Raw genomic sequence first — 17,375 nt, 5'->3', positions numbered from 1 at the left:
AAAACAGTTAGGGAGGTTCTGTCATGAAGACCCTGTTGGCCGTAAGCGCTATCGCGATCACTTTTAGTGGCGCACTGCACGCGAGCGAAGAAAGCAAGACATGGGATGCGTCAGAAGAGGCGAAGCAATTCGTGCAAGACACAATCGTCCTCGGCATGTTGGCCAGCCCCTACGGCACTGGTTGGACCGACTACGACCAGCTTCATACTTACTTCGCGCGTGCTCGGGACAACGGCATTACGGGGCACGAAATGACGCTCGCGGCAGCAGATATGACCTTTGAAACCCTGCTTGAACAGCATTATCACTTTCGCTCGGCAATGGCGCAGCAACCGGAAAACTACCTGATCGTCAATGAAACCCGAGATATCGAAGCCGCCCATTTACAAGGTAAGACGGCCGTCATCTGGAACAGCCAAACCGCCACAATCCTGAACGGTGATCTTAAGAAAATGGCATTGCTAAAGGATATGGGGATCAAAAGTATGATCCTGGCTTACAATGACATTTTCCGAACCGGATCGGGGCAGTTGGCGGCCTATAACGGGCGCGACATTGGTCTGACGCCTTGGGGGAAGTCGGTCATCGATGAAATGGTACGGTTCGGTATCCTGCTCGACCTAAGCCACACGGGTTCAAAAACGGCCAACGACGCCATGAACTATATGGATGAGACCTATCCTGGCGTGCCTTATGTCTATACGCACTCTGTCCCAGCTGGGCTTTATGCGAACGAACCTAACGCCACGCCACGTGGATGCTATCGAGCCATTCCGGACGACGAAGCGCTACGCGCGGCCCAATCAGGTGGTTATATTTCTCCGACCTTCACCGAATGGATGATGGACGGTGTTTGGCCCGAGGATATCTCGCCCAAGCAGGCTGCTGATATGATCGACTACTATGTCCAACTTGTCGGGATCGACCATGTCGGGATCGCAACGGACGACATGTTTTCGACCGAGCTTGTTGTACAATTCGCAACTGCAAACGCGAGCATGTACGATGATGGCGGCTACATGATCGACGCGTTCAACAAAGGAGCCACCGGTAACGGAGAACTTGCCAAAATCCTTGCAGCGATTACCGATGACCTTTGGGCGCGAGGCTACTCAAACGAGGACCTTGCAAAGATTTATGGTGGCAACAAGATGCGAGTTTATGCGCAAGTTTGGGAAGGCAAACCGCCTGAGCAATTCCTGCAAGAATACCCCGAGCGTCTGCGCTTGAGGCAAGAACTTCGTGATGGGTTCTATTCGCGTTGATCCGCCCGTGTATTTTTCCAGGGCCCAAATCAGCTCTCTTGGAGAATTCTTTTCCCATCAAAGGTGGTAAAGGCGCAGAGAAGACAGCTTCACGCGCAGGACAGCAAGCCGGAGCGAGCCAACAAAATTCTTGGTACATTGTGGGGAAAGGATGGTGGGTGATGAGAGACTCGAACTCCCGACATCTTCGGTGTAAACGAAGCGCTCTACCAACTGAGCTAATCACCCGTGAGGGCTCATGTAGCTAAGCCCGTGCGCGGGCGCAAGAGGGTAGGGCACAATTTCTTCTGCAAATTTGTATCGCGCTACAGATCAGAGTTTCATGTCCTTGAGAGCGGCCAAGAGCTGCGCGACCTCATGTTCGGTGTTGTAGTGGCACAGCGAGATGCGGATACAGTCGTTCAGGCCTAAAGGTATCAGCACATTGCCGCTGTAGTGGTCCGCTTTTCGGGTATGGGTACGGATGCCTTGTTGGTTCAGCCGGGTCACCACATCCGCCGACGGAAAACCCTCGACAGTGATCGAGACCAGACCTTCGCGCGCGGGATTATCGGCACCAGCCAGGATCGTGATGTGGTCCATATCGCTCAGACCGGGCAGGTTGCCTGTACCTTTGATCATAGCATTGGTCAGGTGTGTTTCGTAGGCGTGTATCGCATGGCCGGCGGCCCGGATGCGGTCCCTGCGATCGGTTTCCTCCGAGACCTGTCCGCCGAGCCAGTCGAAATAGCCGACCACGTCGGTCATCGCGGCGTATGAGCCGGTGTCTCTAGTGCCAAATTCCCATCCGTTTGCTGGGGCGTCGATCAGCTGGTCGTGTGGCAGGGCGGTTAAGCGGTTCGAGATCCAGGCGATGCCATAACCGTGACGTGAGAACACTTTGTAAGGCGAGATCGCATAGCCATCGACGTCGTAGCTATCGATATCCATCTGGCCATGGGCTGCGTGCTGAATGCCGTCGACGATTATGAAGCAATCGGGTGCGACAGCGCGGATGACACGCGCTATGGCAGCCACATCCATCCCCATGCCCGTTACAGGCGAGGCGTGCAGGATCGTGGCGACGGCCACATCCGGGGTCATCAGCGCAGCATAGTCTTCGGCGGTGACAAGGCCCGTTGCGTCGTCATGGGGCACATTGACATAGTCAAGGCTGGCGATTTCAGCCCATCTGCGTGCGGCGCTGCGACTTGCGGGGTGTTCGATGGAGCTGCCGATCACCTTACCCCCCTTCGGTGCATTCACGCAGGCCGTGCGGATCATGCGGAACAGCAGCTCTGTCCCGCTTTCGCCGACAAAGAACTGACCTTCCGAGGCGTTCATGAAGACAGATAAATCTGCCTTCGCGCGGTTGATGATATCGACCAGCGCATGACTGGCGACGTTGTCCCGCCCCTGATTATCCGGGATCGCAGCGAATTTGGCCGAGGTGTCGATCACCGTATTCAGGGTCAGTGCACCGCCTGCATTTTCAAAGAAAATGCGTGGCCCCTGAAACGGGCAGGCGTCGACATGGGCAAAGCGTGAGCGGATTTCTTCAATCAGTCCGGGAGTCTGGTGCAGCATGTTCAACGGTTCCTGTCTTGGTTTGGCTCACATCAGCCTGAATGCCTGCCGGGTTCAATCCCAATTGCGACAGAAACGCGTGTCGTAGTAGAACCAGATGTCTCCTTGCGCCGGGAAAGGGCCTTGCCTGCCCCGTGTCGCCTCCGATATGCCCAGAGAGACTGCAACCCTTTGAACCGGAGGCACAAGATGCGCTGTCTGATTGCGGCTCTGGCGTTATGCACGCTGATCGCAGCTCCGGTTCGGGCCGAGGGGGTGCTGGTCTTTGCCGCGGCCAGCCTCAAGACCGCACTGGATGCCATCGCACCCGGGTTTGAGGAAGAAACCGGGTACAATGTCACAGTGTCTTACGCCGCTTCATCGGTATTGGCGCGGCAGATTCAGGTTGGGGCCCCTGCAGATCTGTTCATATCGGCCAATGAAGAGTGGATGGATGTGCTGCAAAGCGAAGATTTGATCGATACTGCTTCGCGGGTGGACTTGCTAAGCAACGGGTTGGTGCTGATTGGCACGCCGAGTTCGGAAACCGCCGAAATTGGAGCTGGGTTTGATCTGCTCTCCCAGTTGGATGGGGGTTATCTGGCGTTGGCATTGGTCGATGCCGTTCCTGCAGGTATCTATGGCAAGGCTGCCTTGCAGGGTTTGGGCATGTGGAACGAAGTACAGTACCAGATCGCACAGACAGATAATGTTCGCGCAGCACTGGCGCTGGTGGCGACGGGTGCTGCACCGCTGGGAATTGTGTATCGTTCAGATGCAATTGCCGAGGATCGGGTGGGTGTGATCGGAACAATCCCGCCTGAGCATTATCCGACAATTGTCTACCCTGCAGCCCTGACCCGCACCGCAAATCCAGATGCGCAGGCATTTCTGACCTATCTGCAAGGAGAAACCGCGCAGGCAGAGTTTCTGAGGCAGGGTTTCACCCTGCCGGACGGGTGACGAGATGGGGTGGTTGGGACCAGCAGAGATCGAGGCGTTGCACCTGTCGTTGCGCGTGTCGCTCTGGGCGACGCTAATAACGCTGCCATTCGGAATCTTCGTGGCCTACGCCTTGGCGCGTTGGCGCTTTCCGGGGCGGCAAGTGTTGAATGGTCTGGTGCATTTGCCGCTGATCCTACCTCCGGTCGTAACCGGCTATCTGTTGCTGCTGACATTCGGCATTCAGGGGCCGCTGGGTGGGCCGTTGGCCGAGCTTGGTATCGTTTTCGCGTTCCGCTGGACCGGTGCGGCGCTTGCAGCTGGGATCATGGCCTTTCCACTGATGGTGCGCGCGATCCGTTTGTCGATTGAGGCGGTGGATCCCAAACTGGAGCAGGCCGGGGCTACGTTGGGTGCGTCGCGTCTGATGGTCTTTGGAACGGTGACGCTGCCGATGATCCTGCCTGGGGTTATCGCAGGCGCAATACTGGCCTTTGCCAAAGCGATGGGAGAGTTCGGGGCCACGATCACTTTTGTTTCAAATATACCGGGCCAGACCCAGACTCTGCCTTCCGCCGTCTATGCGTTTTTGCAGGTGCCCGGGGGTGAGGCGGCGGCGACGCGATTGGTGATCATCTCGATCATAGTCGCCATGGGGGCGCTGCTCTTGTCAGAATATGTGGGCCGCCGTGTGGCCAAACGGGTGGCAGGGTCATGAGTCTGTCTGTTCGCATGCAACATAATCTGCCGGCTATTGCGCTCGATTTGGATTTTGAAGCGCCTCCGGGTGTCACAGTCCTTTTTGGGCGCTCGGGTTCCGGGAAGACCACGGTGGTCAATGCCGTAGCCGGGTTGCTGCGTCCCCAAGCGGGACGTGTTGCAGTGGGTGATTGGGTTTTGTTCGACACGGATTGCGGGGTTTGGCTGCCGCCACATCGGCGGCGATTGGGATACATCTTTCAGGAAGGCCGATTGTTCCCGCATCTGACTGTGCGTCAGAATCTGAACTATGGTCGTTGGTTTGCCCCGCGCGAAGTACAGCGCGAAAACCCGGATCGCGTGATCGAGATGTTGGGCATCGGCCACCTGCTGGATCGGCGCCCGGCTATGCTGTCGGGCGGTGAGAAACAGCGCGTTGCCATTGGCCGCGCCTTGTTGGCCAGCCCGCGCCTGATTCTTGCAGACGAGCCCTTGGCGGCACTTGACGATGCGAGGAAGGCGGAAATCCTGCCCTATTTTGAGCGGTTAAGGGATGAGGTCTCGGTTCCAATCCTTTATGTAACACATTCGGCAGCCGAGGTTGCGCGGTTGGCGACGTCGGTCGTGGCGCTTCAGGATGGGCAGGTGGTACGCTTTGGCCCTGCATCCGAAGTGCTGGCCGACCCGTCAGTTGCCCCCGCCGGTGTGCGCGCCGTGGGTGCGGTGCTAAGCGTTCGCGTGGCGGCTCATCACAATGATGGTTTATCTGAATTGGACGCAGGCGGGGCGCGGTTGTTCCTGCCGCGCATTGCGCACCGTATCGGCGAAGACCTGCGTATCCGTATCCCTGCGCAAGAGGTGATCTTGTCGAACAGACCGCCAGAAGGGCTGTCAGCGCTGAACGTGCTTTCGGGGCAGGTCGAAAAGATACGGCCAGGCGAAGGGCCTGGTGCCATTGTGTCGGTCAACACACCTGCTGGGATTGTTCTAGCCCGCGTGACCCGGCGCTCAGTCGCGGCCTTGGGGTTGCAGCAGGGCAGCAGTTGTTATGCGGTGATCAAGACTGTCGCGCTGGCCCCACAGGATGTTGGTGGGCGGGTCGTCTAAGGATTAGGCAAGCGCGCGTGCCTCATGCTCGCGCAGAATAAGGCGCGCGGCATTTCCGAATCCGTTGTGTTCGTCTGTCGCGCGGTCGGGGAAAATCTCGACGAGTTCTTGCAATGCGTCAGACGAAAGCGTGTAAAGAGTTTCTTCACCCAGAAATAGGCTTTCAGCTGGCGCCCCTTCGGCGGTTAGAATCTCGTGCCTGTCCAAAAGGATATGCAAATACTCGACAGGCTGGTCGCTTGTTTCGATATCGATGCCCGGCCAGGAGCAAAGGTGTTTTGCGGCGACCAATACTTCGGGCGCACCAAATAGCATCTGGACCTTGGGACCACTTATCAGAATTCGATGCTGTTGAGAGACCAGAAGATCACGGGATGGAATATCTGGCCCAAGACTGCCTGCAGTAAGCCGCACCGGTCGCATTGAGGGGTTCGCACGTAATCGCCCATGGTCCAATCGGCTGCTTTCGATCCAGCGGATGGGCTGCAAGCCGTGATCGGCGGTCAACACTTCGTCATTCACCTGAAGAGTTTCGATCGGTTGCGAACCGACTTCGGTCTCGATCAACGTGCCTGCAGTAAAACACACACCTTCAATTGTGATGGTGACATCGGTTGTTTCCGGAGCTGCATTAAAATTAAAGCCGAAGACGCTGACGACGGCGTTGACTTCAACCGTGAACGTATCGGTGACGATTTCGCCATTATCCAAACTGTCGAAAAAGGTAGGGTCGACCGTATAGGTCCATTCGCCTGTAGCTGGATCTATGCTGGCTGTCCCGTGATCGGGCGGCGTCTGGATTGACCAGTCCTGCGAGACGATGGTGGCACCGCTGGTAATATCAAGATCACCGGTTGCCACATTCGGTGGATCATCTGTCACCGAACCTGTTGTATCGCCGACTATCGAGACCATGTTATGATCCCTCCTGCTCTAGCACTCGCGCGAATTCATTTTTTCTGTAAAGGCGCATGTGCACCTCAGCGTTCTGGTCACGGGTCCATTCGACGATTCGGTTTTGGGTCAGGTCGCTGTCCATCCGGTTAGTGCGCACCCGGGGATGTGGGATCTCGCGTTTTAGCATCTCGACAATTTGGTTGGTCTGACCAAACGGAGCGACCATGTCGATGATCCAGAAAGACGTACCGCTGGTGAAATCGGTGTCATTCAACGGCTGTTCCTGTACCGCATAGCGATGTTCGGCTTCAGGGCTTAGACCGGCGAAAGTCACAAACCCGCGCGGAAATCCGTTTTGCCGAAAGATATGATACTGCCCCAGACGCAAGGGCGTTTCAAAGGCATAAAGCGCCTGACCTAAGTTGCGATCCCGATGTGTTTTGGTCAGTGCCGCGAGATAAAACACTGCACCGAAATCGGCGTATTTTTCAGGTGAAATGTCGAACCAGTCTTTTGGAAATGACGTCTGCACGGGTCACTCTGGAAACTACGGTTCCTCAGATCATAGCGCGGATCATATTCAATGAAAGGATATTCATGGTGGGTAACCAAGAGCGCACGAATTCGACATTGTACCAGAAGCAAGAATGCTGTCATGGTATGTTATTGATTGAATTCACGCTTTGACGGCGTCGATCGAAGTTATCGAATGAGGTATTGGATATGCGAATTCTGAAGCTTGCATGCCTGGTGGCTGCTTTGGTGTCCCCCACACTTTCACAAGCCGTTGGCTTCGGCGTAGGTGTGCGGCCCGCATTTCGAACAACAGTCACGCCATTGAATGATGGCACCTACGAGGTGGCTGCGATCGGTACATCAGCGCCGGTGGCCTATTGGTGCGGGATCGGTGATTTTGCGATCAGGACGCTACGGACATCGGCGACCCAACGTATCTATATCTCGAAACCCTATGAGAGAGGTGCCCGTACGGTGCAATTTTCTCTGTCACCGCCTGAAGGGGCTGAAGATGTCACAACATATTCCGTCACGGTCAAAACCGTAGGAGCAAATATGACGGCAGGGTCGGCTCAGGGATATTGTTATGACAATTTCATAGATTTTGGTTTCTGACCATCAGATCCATTTCGCCAGCGGCGGCAGGCTCATGAGAACGGCATCGGGATCATGCCCGGTTTCCAGACCAAACTTGGTGCCACGGTCGTAAACCAGATTGTATTCCGCATAGAGGCCACGATGTACAAGCTGCGTAGTCTTGTCCGTGTCATTGAAACTCAGAATTCGACGCTTCTCGACCAGAGGAAAGAACGCTGGAAGGAATGCGCGGCCAATATCCTGGGTCAGGGAGAAATCTGCCTGCCAGTCGCCAGTACAATAGTCATCCATGAATATCCCACCAACACCTCGTGCGCGTTTGCGGTGGGGGATGTAGAAATATTCATCGGCCCAATCTTTGAGGCGTGGATAATGCGCCGCACCATGCGGATCCAAATGAGCCTTTTGAGTGGCGTGGAAATGAGAGGTGTCCTCGTCATATTCGATGCAAGGGTTCAGGTCGGACCCGCCACCGAACCACCAGGCATGCGGTGTCCAAAACATTCGTGTGTTCATGTGAACCGCAGGCACATGCGGGTTCTGCATATGTGCCACCAGGCTGATGCCAGACGCCCAGAAACGCGGGTCATCTTTCATTCCGGGAATGCCCTTGCGCGCAGCCATCGCATTCTGCGCGCGTTCGCCTAGTGTGCCGTAAACGGTTGAAACATTAACGCCCACTTTTTCGAACACGCGACCGCCGCGGATAACGGACATCAAGCCGCCACCAGCGTCCGAGCCATCGTCGGATTGGCGGGTGGTTTCTTTCACTTCAAAACGGCCCGGTTGATTGTCTGAGAATGGGCCAGCGGCGTGGCTTTCCTCAAGCGCTTCGAACGCCATGATGATCTCATCGCGCAATTGGCGAAACCATGCGGAGGCGGTGTTTTTTTCTGTGTCAAACATCGATGTCAATGAGCTGGTGCCGCGACCGGGTCTAGCAGGGTGCGGCCGCCGTCAATGGTCAGGATTTGCCCTGTCATGAAACCCGCGGCATCCGATGCAAGGAACTGCGCTGTTTCGGCCAGTTCGTTAGGTGCTGCAATTCGCGCCAGGGGCGTGTGTTTTTCGATATCATCACGGAAGTCGCGATTTTCCTTCAATGTGGATTGCAACGAGGCGCTCATTACCGATCCCAGAGCAATTGAGTTCACGCGGATGCGGCTCGGCGCCAATGCTACAGCAAGCGAACGGGTCATCTGATCCAGCGCGGCTGTTGAGACCGAGTAGGCCATCAGGTCCGGGTGGGTTCGGCGCGCAGCAATCGAGGACAGGTTGATGATCGAACCTGCAGGGTTCTCGGTGTCACCATCAGCCTGTTTGATGAACCGCTTGGCGATCAGTTGGCTCAGTCTCAGCGCAGGCATCAGGTTCTGGTTCAACAATGTACGGACCGAGTCATCATCCGCGTCGAGCGGGTCTGAAGGGATGACCTGCCGTGCGCCATTGATCAGGATATCCACTTGATCGAAAGCATCCAGCGTTGCCGAGAGTAGGTTGGCGATGGTTAGCTTTTCGCGCAGATCGCCCGCAAAATAACGGATATTGCTGTCATCCACCTGTTCACCCAGCTCTTCAGACAGGCGTTTTTCATCCATGTCGGCAAACATGACATTGGCACCTGCATCCGCAAAATGCCGCCCGATGGCAAGCCCGATGCCGTTGGCACCGCCGGTGACGATTGCGGTCTTGCCCGCGATTGAAAAGGACATGCGAATCCTCCTGAGTTCTGGCGCAGGTTAGCGGGCCTCAGCCCCGAGGGCGAGAGGCATGAAATACCTTGAATCGGTTGTCTCCTGCGACTTCTTCAACGCGCGTGAAGAACTCGGCCAGGGTGGCTTCGTAGGGTAGGTGGCGATTGGCAACCATCCAGAGTTGCCCGTTGCGTGTTAGGTTTCGTGCGGCGTTTGCGATGAATCCCTGCCCAAGGGCCGAGTCAGCACTGCGCGAGGTGTGAAACGGCGGGTTCATGATCACCATGTCCAGTGGCTCGGGTGCGGTCCAATTGGTTGCGTCGGCCCAGTGGAACTGCGCACGAGGGTCGGTGACGTTGGAGCGGGCACAGGTGAGTGCGGTGTGATCCGCCTCAACCAAATGCAGGCTGTGCAAGGTGTCGTCGATCAGCCCGGCGGACAGAAAGCCCCAGCCTGCGCCCAGATCAGCAATGCGCGTAACGCGCTTGGTTGGCAGAGACCTCTGCAGCAGGGCTGAGGCAGGATCGATACCGTCAGCGGAAAACACACCGGGTGCGGTGTGGAATCCGTCGACCATTTGGTTTTCAGGCGCAGCCCAGTCGGCAAACGCGTCCGCATCAGACTGAAACCAGAAAATCTTGCCATGCGCTTTCGAAATCGGCCCGTTGATTGCGACCCGCTTGCGGATGTCTTTCAGCAAACTGTCGACGCCATCGGTTTTGGCCCCGTCCACCACAATGATCCCGCTGGCGCGGCTGCAAGCCTGATGAACCAACGCCCGGGCCAGCGCTTTGGCACGCGGCAGGAAGACGACAGCATCCTGGCTGGGCGCGTCACTGTTGGGCGTTGCCACAAAACCTTGCGCGGCAAAATGATCGTGAAAGGGTTTGAAGGGTTGTACCACCTGCGTCTCGTGCGGCAGGTCCGACAGATCGTTATTGGGGGTTGGGGCCAGCACGGTCAGAGGTTGTGACAGGCTGAGCCCGCTGCTTAGGGCAAGTTCAAGGCGAGGAGACATGGCCGCGCGTTATTCTTCGCGTTCCATGGTGCATTGCAGCGGGTGCTGATGCCTGCGCGCGAAATCCATCACTTGCCCGACCTTGGTTTCGGCAATCTCATGGCTGAACACGCCAACCACTGCGACGCCTTTCTTGTGCACGGTCAGCATGATTTCGAACGCCTGCGCATGGGTCATGCCGAAGAACCGTTCCAGCACATGCACCACAAACTCCATCGGCGTGTAATCGTCATTCAGCAGCAACACCTTATACAGTGGAGGCCGCTTGGTCTTGGGACGCGTTTGCACCATGACCGACGTGTCGTCGTCCTGGTCGTCCTTGTCCGACATGATCCACTGGTGTTCGCGCATTACTGTAAGAGAATCCCGATTCAAGCTTCGGTTTGTTTGAGGGCTTATATAACGTCACTGTGGTCAGAGAAAAGAGCTACGAGTCGGAATCGCAATGCAGGACAAATTGACCACAATCGCGTTCGATGCGGATGACACGCTGTGGCATAATGAGCGGTTTTTTCAACTGACGCAGACCTATTTTGCCGAATTGCTGGCCGATCACGCCGAGCGCGATCACCTGATGGAACGTCTTCTTGCCGCTGAAAAGCGGAACATCCAGCACTATGGGTATGGCATCAAGGGTTTTACCCTGTCTATGATCGAGACAGCGATCGAGGTGACCGAAGATCGCGTCCCTGCGCGCGTTATCCGCCAACTTGTTGAAGCGGGGCAGGAGATGCTGGCGCATCCCATCGAACTGCTCCCCCATGCGCGCGAGGCCATCGAGTCGGTGGCCGAGACGCACAGGGTTTTGCTGATCACCAAGGGCGACCTGATCGATCAGGAGCGTAAGCTGGCGCAATCCGGATTGGGTGAGTTATTTGACGGGATCGAAATCGTGTCCGAGAAAACAGCGGCGACTTATTCGACGATTTTCGCGCAGCATGGGGATGGTCCCGAGGCCTCGATGATGATCGGAAACTCGATGCGGTCTGACGTGGTGGCGCCCATCGAAGCGGGGTGCTGGGGCGTGTATGTGCCCCACGGGCTGGTCTGGGAAATTGAGAAGGCTGAAACTCCGGCCGGCAATCCCAGATTTTGTGAGTTGCGCGATCTGGGCGATCTCTCGGCTCTGGTTGCCCGGATTTCCTGACCTGTTGCCGTTTCACATCAGTTGCGAAAAATTCGATGGATTGGCTTGCCTGATTTTTGGCGTAATCGCGGGTTTGGTGTCTGGGCGCGCAACTACTACCACATGTAGTGCAGTGATGGGTCGGAGTGGGTGTAACGACACGCAGCTTTCAGTTTCTTTAAGCCCGTCCCTGTGTTAGCCTGACCAATATCAAAACAAAAATTGCTGACCGGGAAAACCCGGCGGCGCGAGGCAGACAGAGGCAAAGATCGTGCAGATTCGGCGGACAGTTCCGGCCCGAATGGGCTTATTCCTTATAGCATTTCTGTGGCTGCTTTCTTTTGCGCCACTTCAGGGCATGGCTGCCCCCTACGCGGCGATGGTTATTGACGCGCGCACCGGGGAAGTGCTGCATTCCCGCAATGCCGACACGCGGCTCCATCCGGCATCGCTGACCAAGATGATGACGCTCTACATCGCGTTTGAGGCGGTGCGGAATGGTGAGATCACATTGGACACTCAGGTTCGGATCACCAAGAAGGCGGCGGCTGAACCTCCGTCCAAGCTGGGGTTGCGTACCGGCCAGCGAATCGCGTTTCGGTATCTGATCCGGGCAGCAGCAGTGAAATCGGCCAATGATGCAGCTACAGCAATTGGTATCGCGCTTAGCGGATCCGAGGCGGCCTTTGCCCGTCGTATGACCCGTACCGCCAAGGCGATGGGGATGAGCCGGACGACTTTTAAGAACGCTCATGGCCTGACCGAGTCGGGTCACTTGTCCACCGCGCGCGACATGACCACGCTGGGCCGTCATTTGCTGTACGATTACCCGCAGTATTACAACCTGTTCTCGCGCCAATCGACGCATGCCGGGATCAAGACCGTTCCGAACACCAACCGCCGGCTGCTGGCTGCCTATAAAGGTGCAGATGGGATCAAGACCGGCTATACTCGCGCGGCCGGATTTAACCTGGTTGCTTCGGCCAAGCGCAAGGATGAACGCATCATTGCCACGGTCTTCGGCGGCAAGTCCGGCGCATCGCGCAATGCGCGTGTAGCGGAGCTTCTGGATATGGGCTTCCGCCGCGCACCTTCGCGTGCTCCAATCCGCAAGCCAGCCCGCCCATCCTATGCAGGTAATGCGGGCTTGGGCGCTGTACAGGTCGCTCAGGTTGGTCCACCGAAGAAAAGCTTGCGCCCGGTACTGCGTCCTACGGAAGCCTCTGCTGTGCAAGTTGCAGGTGCAGTTGCCGAAACGGCCGAGAAAAATGGTTCCCGTATTCAAGACGGTATTGCTGCCGCCATCGCTGCAGCGGATATCGCACCTGCGGACAGCGCAACACGACCGGTTTCGCGGCCTGAGGATGTGGTTCTGGCCTCGGTTGAACCGGCCAGACAGCCAGAGCCGGAACCCGAAGTGGTTACCCGCCTGTCAACATCCGGCGGTCACCTGTGGGGTGTCAATGTGGGCCGATACACCACGCGATACGAGGCCGAGAAAGTTCTGTTGAAAACCGCGCTGTCGGAAATGACCACTTTGGAAGGCACTTTGCGCAAGGTGAACCAAAGCGCGCGCGGGTTTGATGCGACCTTTCAGGGCATGACCCGCGAACAGGCCGATCTGGCTTGCCGCCGGTTGCAGGCGCGCAACGTCACATGTTTCATGATCGGGCCGTCATAAGACCCGACATACTCTCCTGGATGGGTCTGGGCTGCGATGATCTCGCAGCCCTTTTTTCATCCGATCAGTCGAAAACGTGACCATGCTGGTACTGTTCGTCCTGCCCGGCGGCAGCGGTCAGGGCAGCAACATTGTCTTTGGTAAAGAAGCCATCATAGTGATGGCAGCGCTCGATATACTCAGTGATCAGCAATGTATGTTTCGAGTGCTTCGAGAAGATCTGTTTAAGATTCGGATCGTCTTTGCACTCGCCCACCACATGGGCAAGAAATGGCACACCTTTGTCTTTGAGTGTATTCACTACGAAATCGACATTTTTCTCACCTGCGGCATGATCACCATCCTGAATCTCGACTGCCATGTGGTGCAGGCGGCGTCCAAAGTTGCGCACGAAATCCTCGGTCGGCATCGGCAGTTTGGCGAAGGAATTTACGAAGGATGGCGTGTTGTTGGCAGTGAAGACCTTGGCGGGGGATTTCTTGTCGTCATCCACATTGGCGTTACGGTTCACGTTGGTTGACGAGTTCATGTCAAAGATGTTGTACGCCCCCCAGAAATAATAGGGGACCATGGTCAGAAACTCAAGGATCGCGTCCTCGCGCTCTCCAGCGAGAACCCGCGTGGCGAGGTGATCGATCCCCAGCATCAGCGGAGAGATTTTGCTGTCGGCGCCAAAGGCTGCGGCCTGATCCAGCCGCGCTTGTTCCGCATCGCTCAGCATCACGCGATCGCCAAGCCCCAGACTGTCGGTGTCGTTGAAATCATGCGTTGAATAGCCGACGCGGTTGCACGTGAAATCCGACGGCGTCGTAAACCGGTAACCGTCCAACGTGTAGAATGGGTTTTCCGTATCCCCGGAATATTCGAACCGAATATTCTGATCCTCCAGCGTTCCCGTCAGGTTCTTCAAATCGGTGGCGCCGTAAATCTCACCCACGTAGCGCGTCTGAGGCGTGCCGCGCGCCAGCGGGTACATTCTGTTGATGCGGGGAATGAAATCTTCGAACGCCGAACTGAGCGGAGCCATCAGGATCAGCGCCGGGTAATCGGCATGTGAGTGCATGACCGCGAACTTATGCGTCTGGCCCAGATAGCTGGCAGTATGGCGATAGGGGGTCATTACATAAAGTTCGACCAACGTGTCGAACAGCGCATCGGTTTCAACCTGAATGACGATCGCGCGCATCGCGCCTACCTGATCCGCGATGCCCGAGCTGATGCGACGCTCGTAAATCCTGGGCAGATATTCGGTGAAGAAGTCCGAGTTTTTCTTGTCGCCCCTTGGCTGGTAGGACATCAGATCGAAAGACATAGGCTCATCTCCTTGCGGCGCGTTGCTTGGATTTGTGGTAGTCAGATCATGCACTTGCCACTCATGCTAGGCGCTAAGGCCTGCATGGGCAACAGTTTGGAGATGGGGTTCCAAAGTTACGTTGTTGTGACTAGCGGATGAACTTTGTGACCTCGACACCGCCTGCGATCAGGTTCTCGCGCACGGAGTGCGCGATCTGAACCGCCGTCGGGCCATCACCATGCAGGCATATCGTATCAATTGAAGTCTCTAGCCGCTTGCCGGATTCGGTGATTATCGCACCTTCTTTCACCATGTTCAGTATGCGCGGCCCTGCCATCGCGGGATCATGGATGACCGCCCCCGGCAAGGACCGGTCTACCAGCGTGCCGTCGTCGTTGTAGGCGCGATCCGCAAAGATCTCACCCACCCATTTGCAACCTAGCTCGCGCACAGCTGCTTCCTGCTTGGTCACCGCAAGCACCATTATGATGATGTCGGGGTCGACATCCAGCGCGCCCTGATAACAGGCGCGCGCCATGTCGATATCGGCCGAGCACATATTGGCCAGTGCGCCGTGCAATTTGAGGTGCCGGACTTTTGTACCTACGGCCTTGGCCATACCGATGGCCGATCCGAGTTGATAACGCACAAGATTGCGCAAACTGTCATGAGGCACTTTCATGTTTCGACGCCCGAACCCCTGTAGATCGGGAAAACCGGGATGCGCGCCAATACCAACACCGTTCTCGGTCGCCAGAGTCATGGTCTTGGCCATCACATCCGGGTCACCGGCGTGAAAGCCACAGGCGATATTGGCCGAAGTGATGATCTTCAGCAGACTTTCATCATCCCCCATGTTCCAGGGGCCAAAGCTCTCGCCCATATCTGCATTCAGATCGACGCTCGGCATCGCGATAACTCCTTATTCGGTGGCGGAGATCATTCCGCTGATCAATTGGTAGGACAGAAGGTCCGGGATGTCATGTGGATCGCGGACCAAGGGTTCGACGCGCCCCGGTATGCGGGCCAGTTCGGCGTCAAAAGCGGCTTGTAGTGTCACAGCTTGTTCCATCGATACAAACTCGAACCGAACCTCGCCCCCCGCCGGGGTCTGTGCCGCGCGGGGCAGATCACAGGGTAGGACGGTTGCGATGCGCGGGTAGCCTCCGGTGGTCTGGCATTCGGGAAGTAAGATGAAGGGTGCACCGGTACCGGTCATCTGTATATCGCCGGGGGTTATAACTTCTGAAAGGATGTCTAACTGGCCTTTGGCAGCGAAGCCGTCGCCTTCGCTATCTAGCTGCATGCCCATCCGGTTGGCCCGGGCGCCACGGTAGAAAGTCGTTCGTGTAAACCGCGCAAGTGTACCTTCATCGAACAGCGCAGTCTGAAAGCTGGCCACGACCCGCAGCAAGCCTCCCGAGAATCTATCGTCGGCACGCAACTTCAGGCCCGTCGTTCCTGCTCCAGGTGCGGGCAGTCGATCGCCGGCCCGAACAGCGCGCCCGATCCTGGCGGTCAGATGTGCCGCGCGAGAGCCCAGTGTCATTTCGGTCTCGACCCCGCCGCCCAAGTGTAGATACCCATAACTGCCCTGTTGAACCGACCCGATAACCAGTCGCTGTCCGACCTCCATCTGGTGCGAGGCATTCCACAGAACCGGGCTGCCATCGATACTGGCCTGCATAGGTGCGCCGGTTAGCGCGATGGCGGTTGGCACGGTTGCCTCGAACTCGCCCCCGATCCCCGCCATTTCCAGTGCTGCGCAGTCTGGGGCGTTACCCAGTAAGGCGGCTCCTTCGTAAAGCGCCATTACATCTGCGGCACCCGAACGTGACAGGCCTTGATCCAGATACCCAGTACGCCCTTGATCCTGAACCGTGCAAGCTGGACCGATGCGATGGACGATCAGCGTCATGCCGTGATCTCCTTGCAACTCGCACCGCCAGAACCATCGGTGCAGGTTCTCCGGATATCCTCAAGTTCCTCGCGCGAGACAGAGATGAACTGCATCTCATCACCGGGGTTGAGGGCAAAGCTCTGCTCCATGTCCGGGCGAAAGCAACGGAAAGCGGTTTGCCCTACATGGCGCCATCCGGTTGGAGTTGGCCCTGAGAACAGAACAAATTGCGAAATTGCCAGAACCAACGCCCCCTCGGGCACCATTGGCGTCAGCTCTTTCAGGCGTGGAATGTTGAATTCGGGTCCTAGTGGCCCAAGATAAGGTTGGCCCGGAGCGAACCCGATGGTTAGTACCCGCACGCGCGATTGGCTGAGACGATCGATGGCGTCTGCAGTTGACAATCCGGCTGCCAGCGCTGCGTCTTCTAGCTGTGGCGCAAGATCGGTACCGTAGACTGTCGGTACTTTCCAGAATCGTCGCCCCGCAGGCAAGGGTGCGGCGTACCAATCGCGGCTGTCCAACATCGCGCGCAGCAACTCTTCGATGTCGTGATGCGACAGGCTTGAGGGATTGAACCGTATAAATGCAGATGCCAGCGAGGCCGACGTCTCAAGCACACCGTCGATCTGTTGTTCTTCGACCGCGCCGCGAAATGCCAGAGCGGCGCGGTTGGATGGCTCGGACATGGTTTGCGCAAAAGTCACCAACAGACCGTCTAATCCAACGGTTCGTAGCAGGGGAAACTTAGTGTCAGTCGTCATATCACGGTCACAGGCGTATCGGTTGAACTTCTGAGAGACCTGAGCCTATCCATAGCCAATGCGCAAGGCCTTGTAGGATAGTTGGGCAATGCGCTCGGCGGCGCCGATGCTGGATGCGATTCCGGGATTGGAAATGAATCGCTGCTTCCCATCGAGTCGGTCCAGTCTTGTGGAGGTGGCGTAGTGCACTCACTATATATAGGGTTTGAACCAACACGCACTGAAACCTGAGCGGTATGCCTGATAGGTTTGAAGGATGCTTTTAACAGTTTTCGGTGAGATTGATAGTTCGTAAGTTATTGATATATTGATATAAAAAGCGAAATTGAA

At 56.7% G+C, this 17,375-nt stretch carries 18 protein-coding genes and 1 tRNA gene; 7 read left to right on the top strand and 12 right to left on the bottom strand.

Going from position 1 to position 17,375, the window contains the following annotated elements:
- The first annotated feature begins 23 nt into the window (after positions 1-23).
- Positions 24-1,265 (top strand): membrane dipeptidase, encoded by a 1,242-nt coding sequence (locus G7G_RS0115965; protein WP_010442445.1) that lies wholly within the window; start codon positions 24-26, stop codon positions 1,263-1,265.
- 152 nt (positions 1,266-1,417) lie between these two features.
- On the opposite strand, the gene G7G_RS0115960 is transcribed toward G7G_RS0115965, so the two are convergent.
- A tRNA-Val gene (locus tag G7G_RS0115960) sits at positions 1,418-1,493 on the bottom strand.
- An 84-nt stretch (positions 1,494-1,577) separates the two neighbouring features.
- Complete coding sequence (locus G7G_RS0115955) at positions 1,578-2,831, bottom strand: aminotransferase class V-fold PLP-dependent enzyme (RefSeq protein ID WP_010442444.1); 1,254 nt, start codon at positions 2,829-2,831, stop codon at positions 1,578-1,580.
- Positions 2,832-3,020: 189 nt separating this feature from the next.
- Here G7G_RS0115955 and modA point away from each other — a divergent pair, with 189 nt between their 5' ends.
- The 3 genes from modA to modC are packed head-to-tail and all read left to right on the top strand — an operon-like array spanning position 3,021 to position 5,558.
- The gene (gene modA, locus G7G_RS0115950) at positions 3,021-3,773 is read left to right on the top strand and encodes a molybdate ABC transporter substrate-binding protein (RefSeq protein WP_010442443.1); all 753 of its coding nucleotides are present in this window, start codon (positions 3,021-3,023) and stop codon (positions 3,771-3,773) included.
- A 4-nt stretch (positions 3,774-3,777) separates the two neighbouring features.
- Positions 3,778-4,470 (top strand): molybdate ABC transporter permease subunit, encoded by a 693-nt coding sequence (modB, locus tag G7G_RS0115945; RefSeq protein WP_010442442.1) that lies wholly within the window; start codon positions 3,778-3,780, stop codon positions 4,468-4,470.
- The gene (gene modC / locus G7G_RS0115940; RefSeq protein ID WP_010442441.1) at positions 4,467-5,558 is read left to right on the top strand and encodes a molybdenum ABC transporter ATP-binding protein; all 1,092 of its coding nucleotides are present in this window, start codon (positions 4,467-4,469) and stop codon (positions 5,556-5,558) included. Before modB ends, modC begins: the two co-directional genes overlap by 4 nt.
- 3 nt (positions 5,559-5,561) lie before the next feature.
- On the opposite strand, the gene G7G_RS0115935 is transcribed toward modC, so the two are convergent.
- Together G7G_RS0115935 and G7G_RS0115930 are read right to left on the bottom strand one after the other, a co-directional pair.
- Positions 5,562-6,473, bottom strand: coding sequence for a Hint domain-containing protein (locus tag G7G_RS0115935; RefSeq protein ID WP_010442440.1), 912 nt, complete (start codon positions 6,471-6,473; stop codon positions 5,562-5,564).
- Between the two features lies 1 nt (position 6,474).
- Complete coding sequence (locus G7G_RS0115930; protein WP_010442439.1) at positions 6,475-6,987, bottom strand: toxin-activating lysine-acyltransferase; 513 nt, start codon at positions 6,985-6,987, stop codon at positions 6,475-6,477.
- A 191-nt stretch (positions 6,988-7,178) separates the two neighbouring features.
- Between G7G_RS0115930 and G7G_RS0115925 the strand changes: the two genes are divergently transcribed.
- A complete protein-coding gene (locus G7G_RS0115925) occupies positions 7,179-7,586 on the top strand; it encodes a hypothetical protein (protein WP_010442438.1) in 408 nt (135 codons plus the stop codon).
- Positions 7,587-7,589: 3 nt separating this feature from the next.
- On the opposite strand, the gene hemF is transcribed toward G7G_RS0115925, so the two are convergent.
- From hemF to clpS, 4 genes are read right to left on the bottom strand one after another with little or no spacing between them, the layout of a single operon-like run.
- Entirely contained in the window at positions 7,590-8,474 is an 885-nt protein-coding gene (gene hemF / locus G7G_RS0115920) for an oxygen-dependent coproporphyrinogen oxidase (protein WP_010442437.1), read from the bottom strand.
- A 5-nt stretch (positions 8,475-8,479) separates the two neighbouring features.
- Positions 8,480-9,280, bottom strand: coding sequence for an SDR family NAD(P)-dependent oxidoreductase (locus G7G_RS0115915; protein ID WP_010442436.1), 801 nt, complete (start codon positions 9,278-9,280; stop codon positions 8,480-8,482).
- Positions 9,281-9,317: 37 nt separating this feature from the next.
- Positions 9,318-10,280: a class I SAM-dependent methyltransferase gene (locus tag G7G_RS0115910; protein WP_010442435.1), complete on the bottom strand. Its 963-nt coding sequence runs from the start codon at positions 10,278-10,280 to the stop codon at positions 9,318-9,320.
- Positions 10,281-10,289: 9 nt separating this feature from the next.
- The gene (clpS, locus tag G7G_RS0115905; RefSeq protein WP_010442434.1) at positions 10,290-10,631 is read right to left on the bottom strand and encodes an ATP-dependent Clp protease adapter ClpS; all 342 of its coding nucleotides are present in this window, start codon (positions 10,629-10,631) and stop codon (positions 10,290-10,292) included.
- Positions 10,632-10,725: 94 nt separating this feature from the next.
- Here clpS and G7G_RS0115900 point away from each other — a divergent pair, with 94 nt between their 5' ends.
- Together G7G_RS0115900 and G7G_RS0115895 are read left to right on the top strand one after the other, a co-directional pair.
- Positions 10,726-11,427 carry an HAD family hydrolase gene (locus G7G_RS0115900; RefSeq protein WP_010442433.1) on the top strand — a complete coding sequence of 234 codons (702 nt, stop codon included), beginning with the start codon at positions 10,726-10,728 and terminating at the stop codon, positions 11,425-11,427.
- A 280-nt stretch (positions 11,428-11,707) separates the two neighbouring features.
- Entirely contained in the window at positions 11,708-13,087 is a 1,380-nt protein-coding gene (locus G7G_RS0115895) for a D-alanyl-D-alanine carboxypeptidase family protein (RefSeq protein WP_010442432.1), read from the top strand.
- A gap of 64 nt (positions 13,088-13,151) precedes the next feature.
- Here the strand turns inward: G7G_RS0115895 and G7G_RS0115890 are convergent, their stop codons facing one another.
- The 4 genes from G7G_RS0115890 to G7G_RS0115875 form a co-directional block, all read right to left on the bottom strand.
- Positions 13,152-14,399 (bottom strand): hypothetical protein, encoded by a 1,248-nt coding sequence (locus G7G_RS0115890; protein WP_010442431.1) that lies wholly within the window; start codon positions 14,397-14,399, stop codon positions 13,152-13,154.
- A 130-nt stretch (positions 14,400-14,529) separates the two neighbouring features.
- Complete coding sequence (locus G7G_RS0115885) at positions 14,530-15,291, bottom strand: LamB/YcsF family protein (RefSeq protein WP_010442430.1); 762 nt, start codon at positions 15,289-15,291, stop codon at positions 14,530-14,532.
- Between the two features lie 12 nt (positions 15,292-15,303).
- Positions 15,304-16,299, bottom strand: coding sequence for a 5-oxoprolinase subunit C family protein (locus G7G_RS0115880; RefSeq protein ID WP_010442429.1), 996 nt, complete (start codon positions 16,297-16,299; stop codon positions 15,304-15,306).
- Entirely contained in the window at positions 16,296-17,045 is a 750-nt protein-coding gene (locus G7G_RS0115875) for a 5-oxoprolinase subunit B family protein (RefSeq protein WP_010442428.1), read from the bottom strand. The genes G7G_RS0115880 and G7G_RS0115875 overlap by 4 nt, the downstream gene beginning before the upstream one ends.
- Positions 17,046-17,375: the final 330 nt, after the last annotated feature.

This window comes from Ruegeria conchae (genome assembly GCF_000192475.1).
Taxonomy (GTDB): domain Bacteria; phylum Pseudomonadota; class Alphaproteobacteria; order Rhodobacterales; family Rhodobacteraceae; genus Ruegeria; species Ruegeria conchae.
This window is presented reverse-complemented; position numbering and strand designations above follow the sequence as displayed.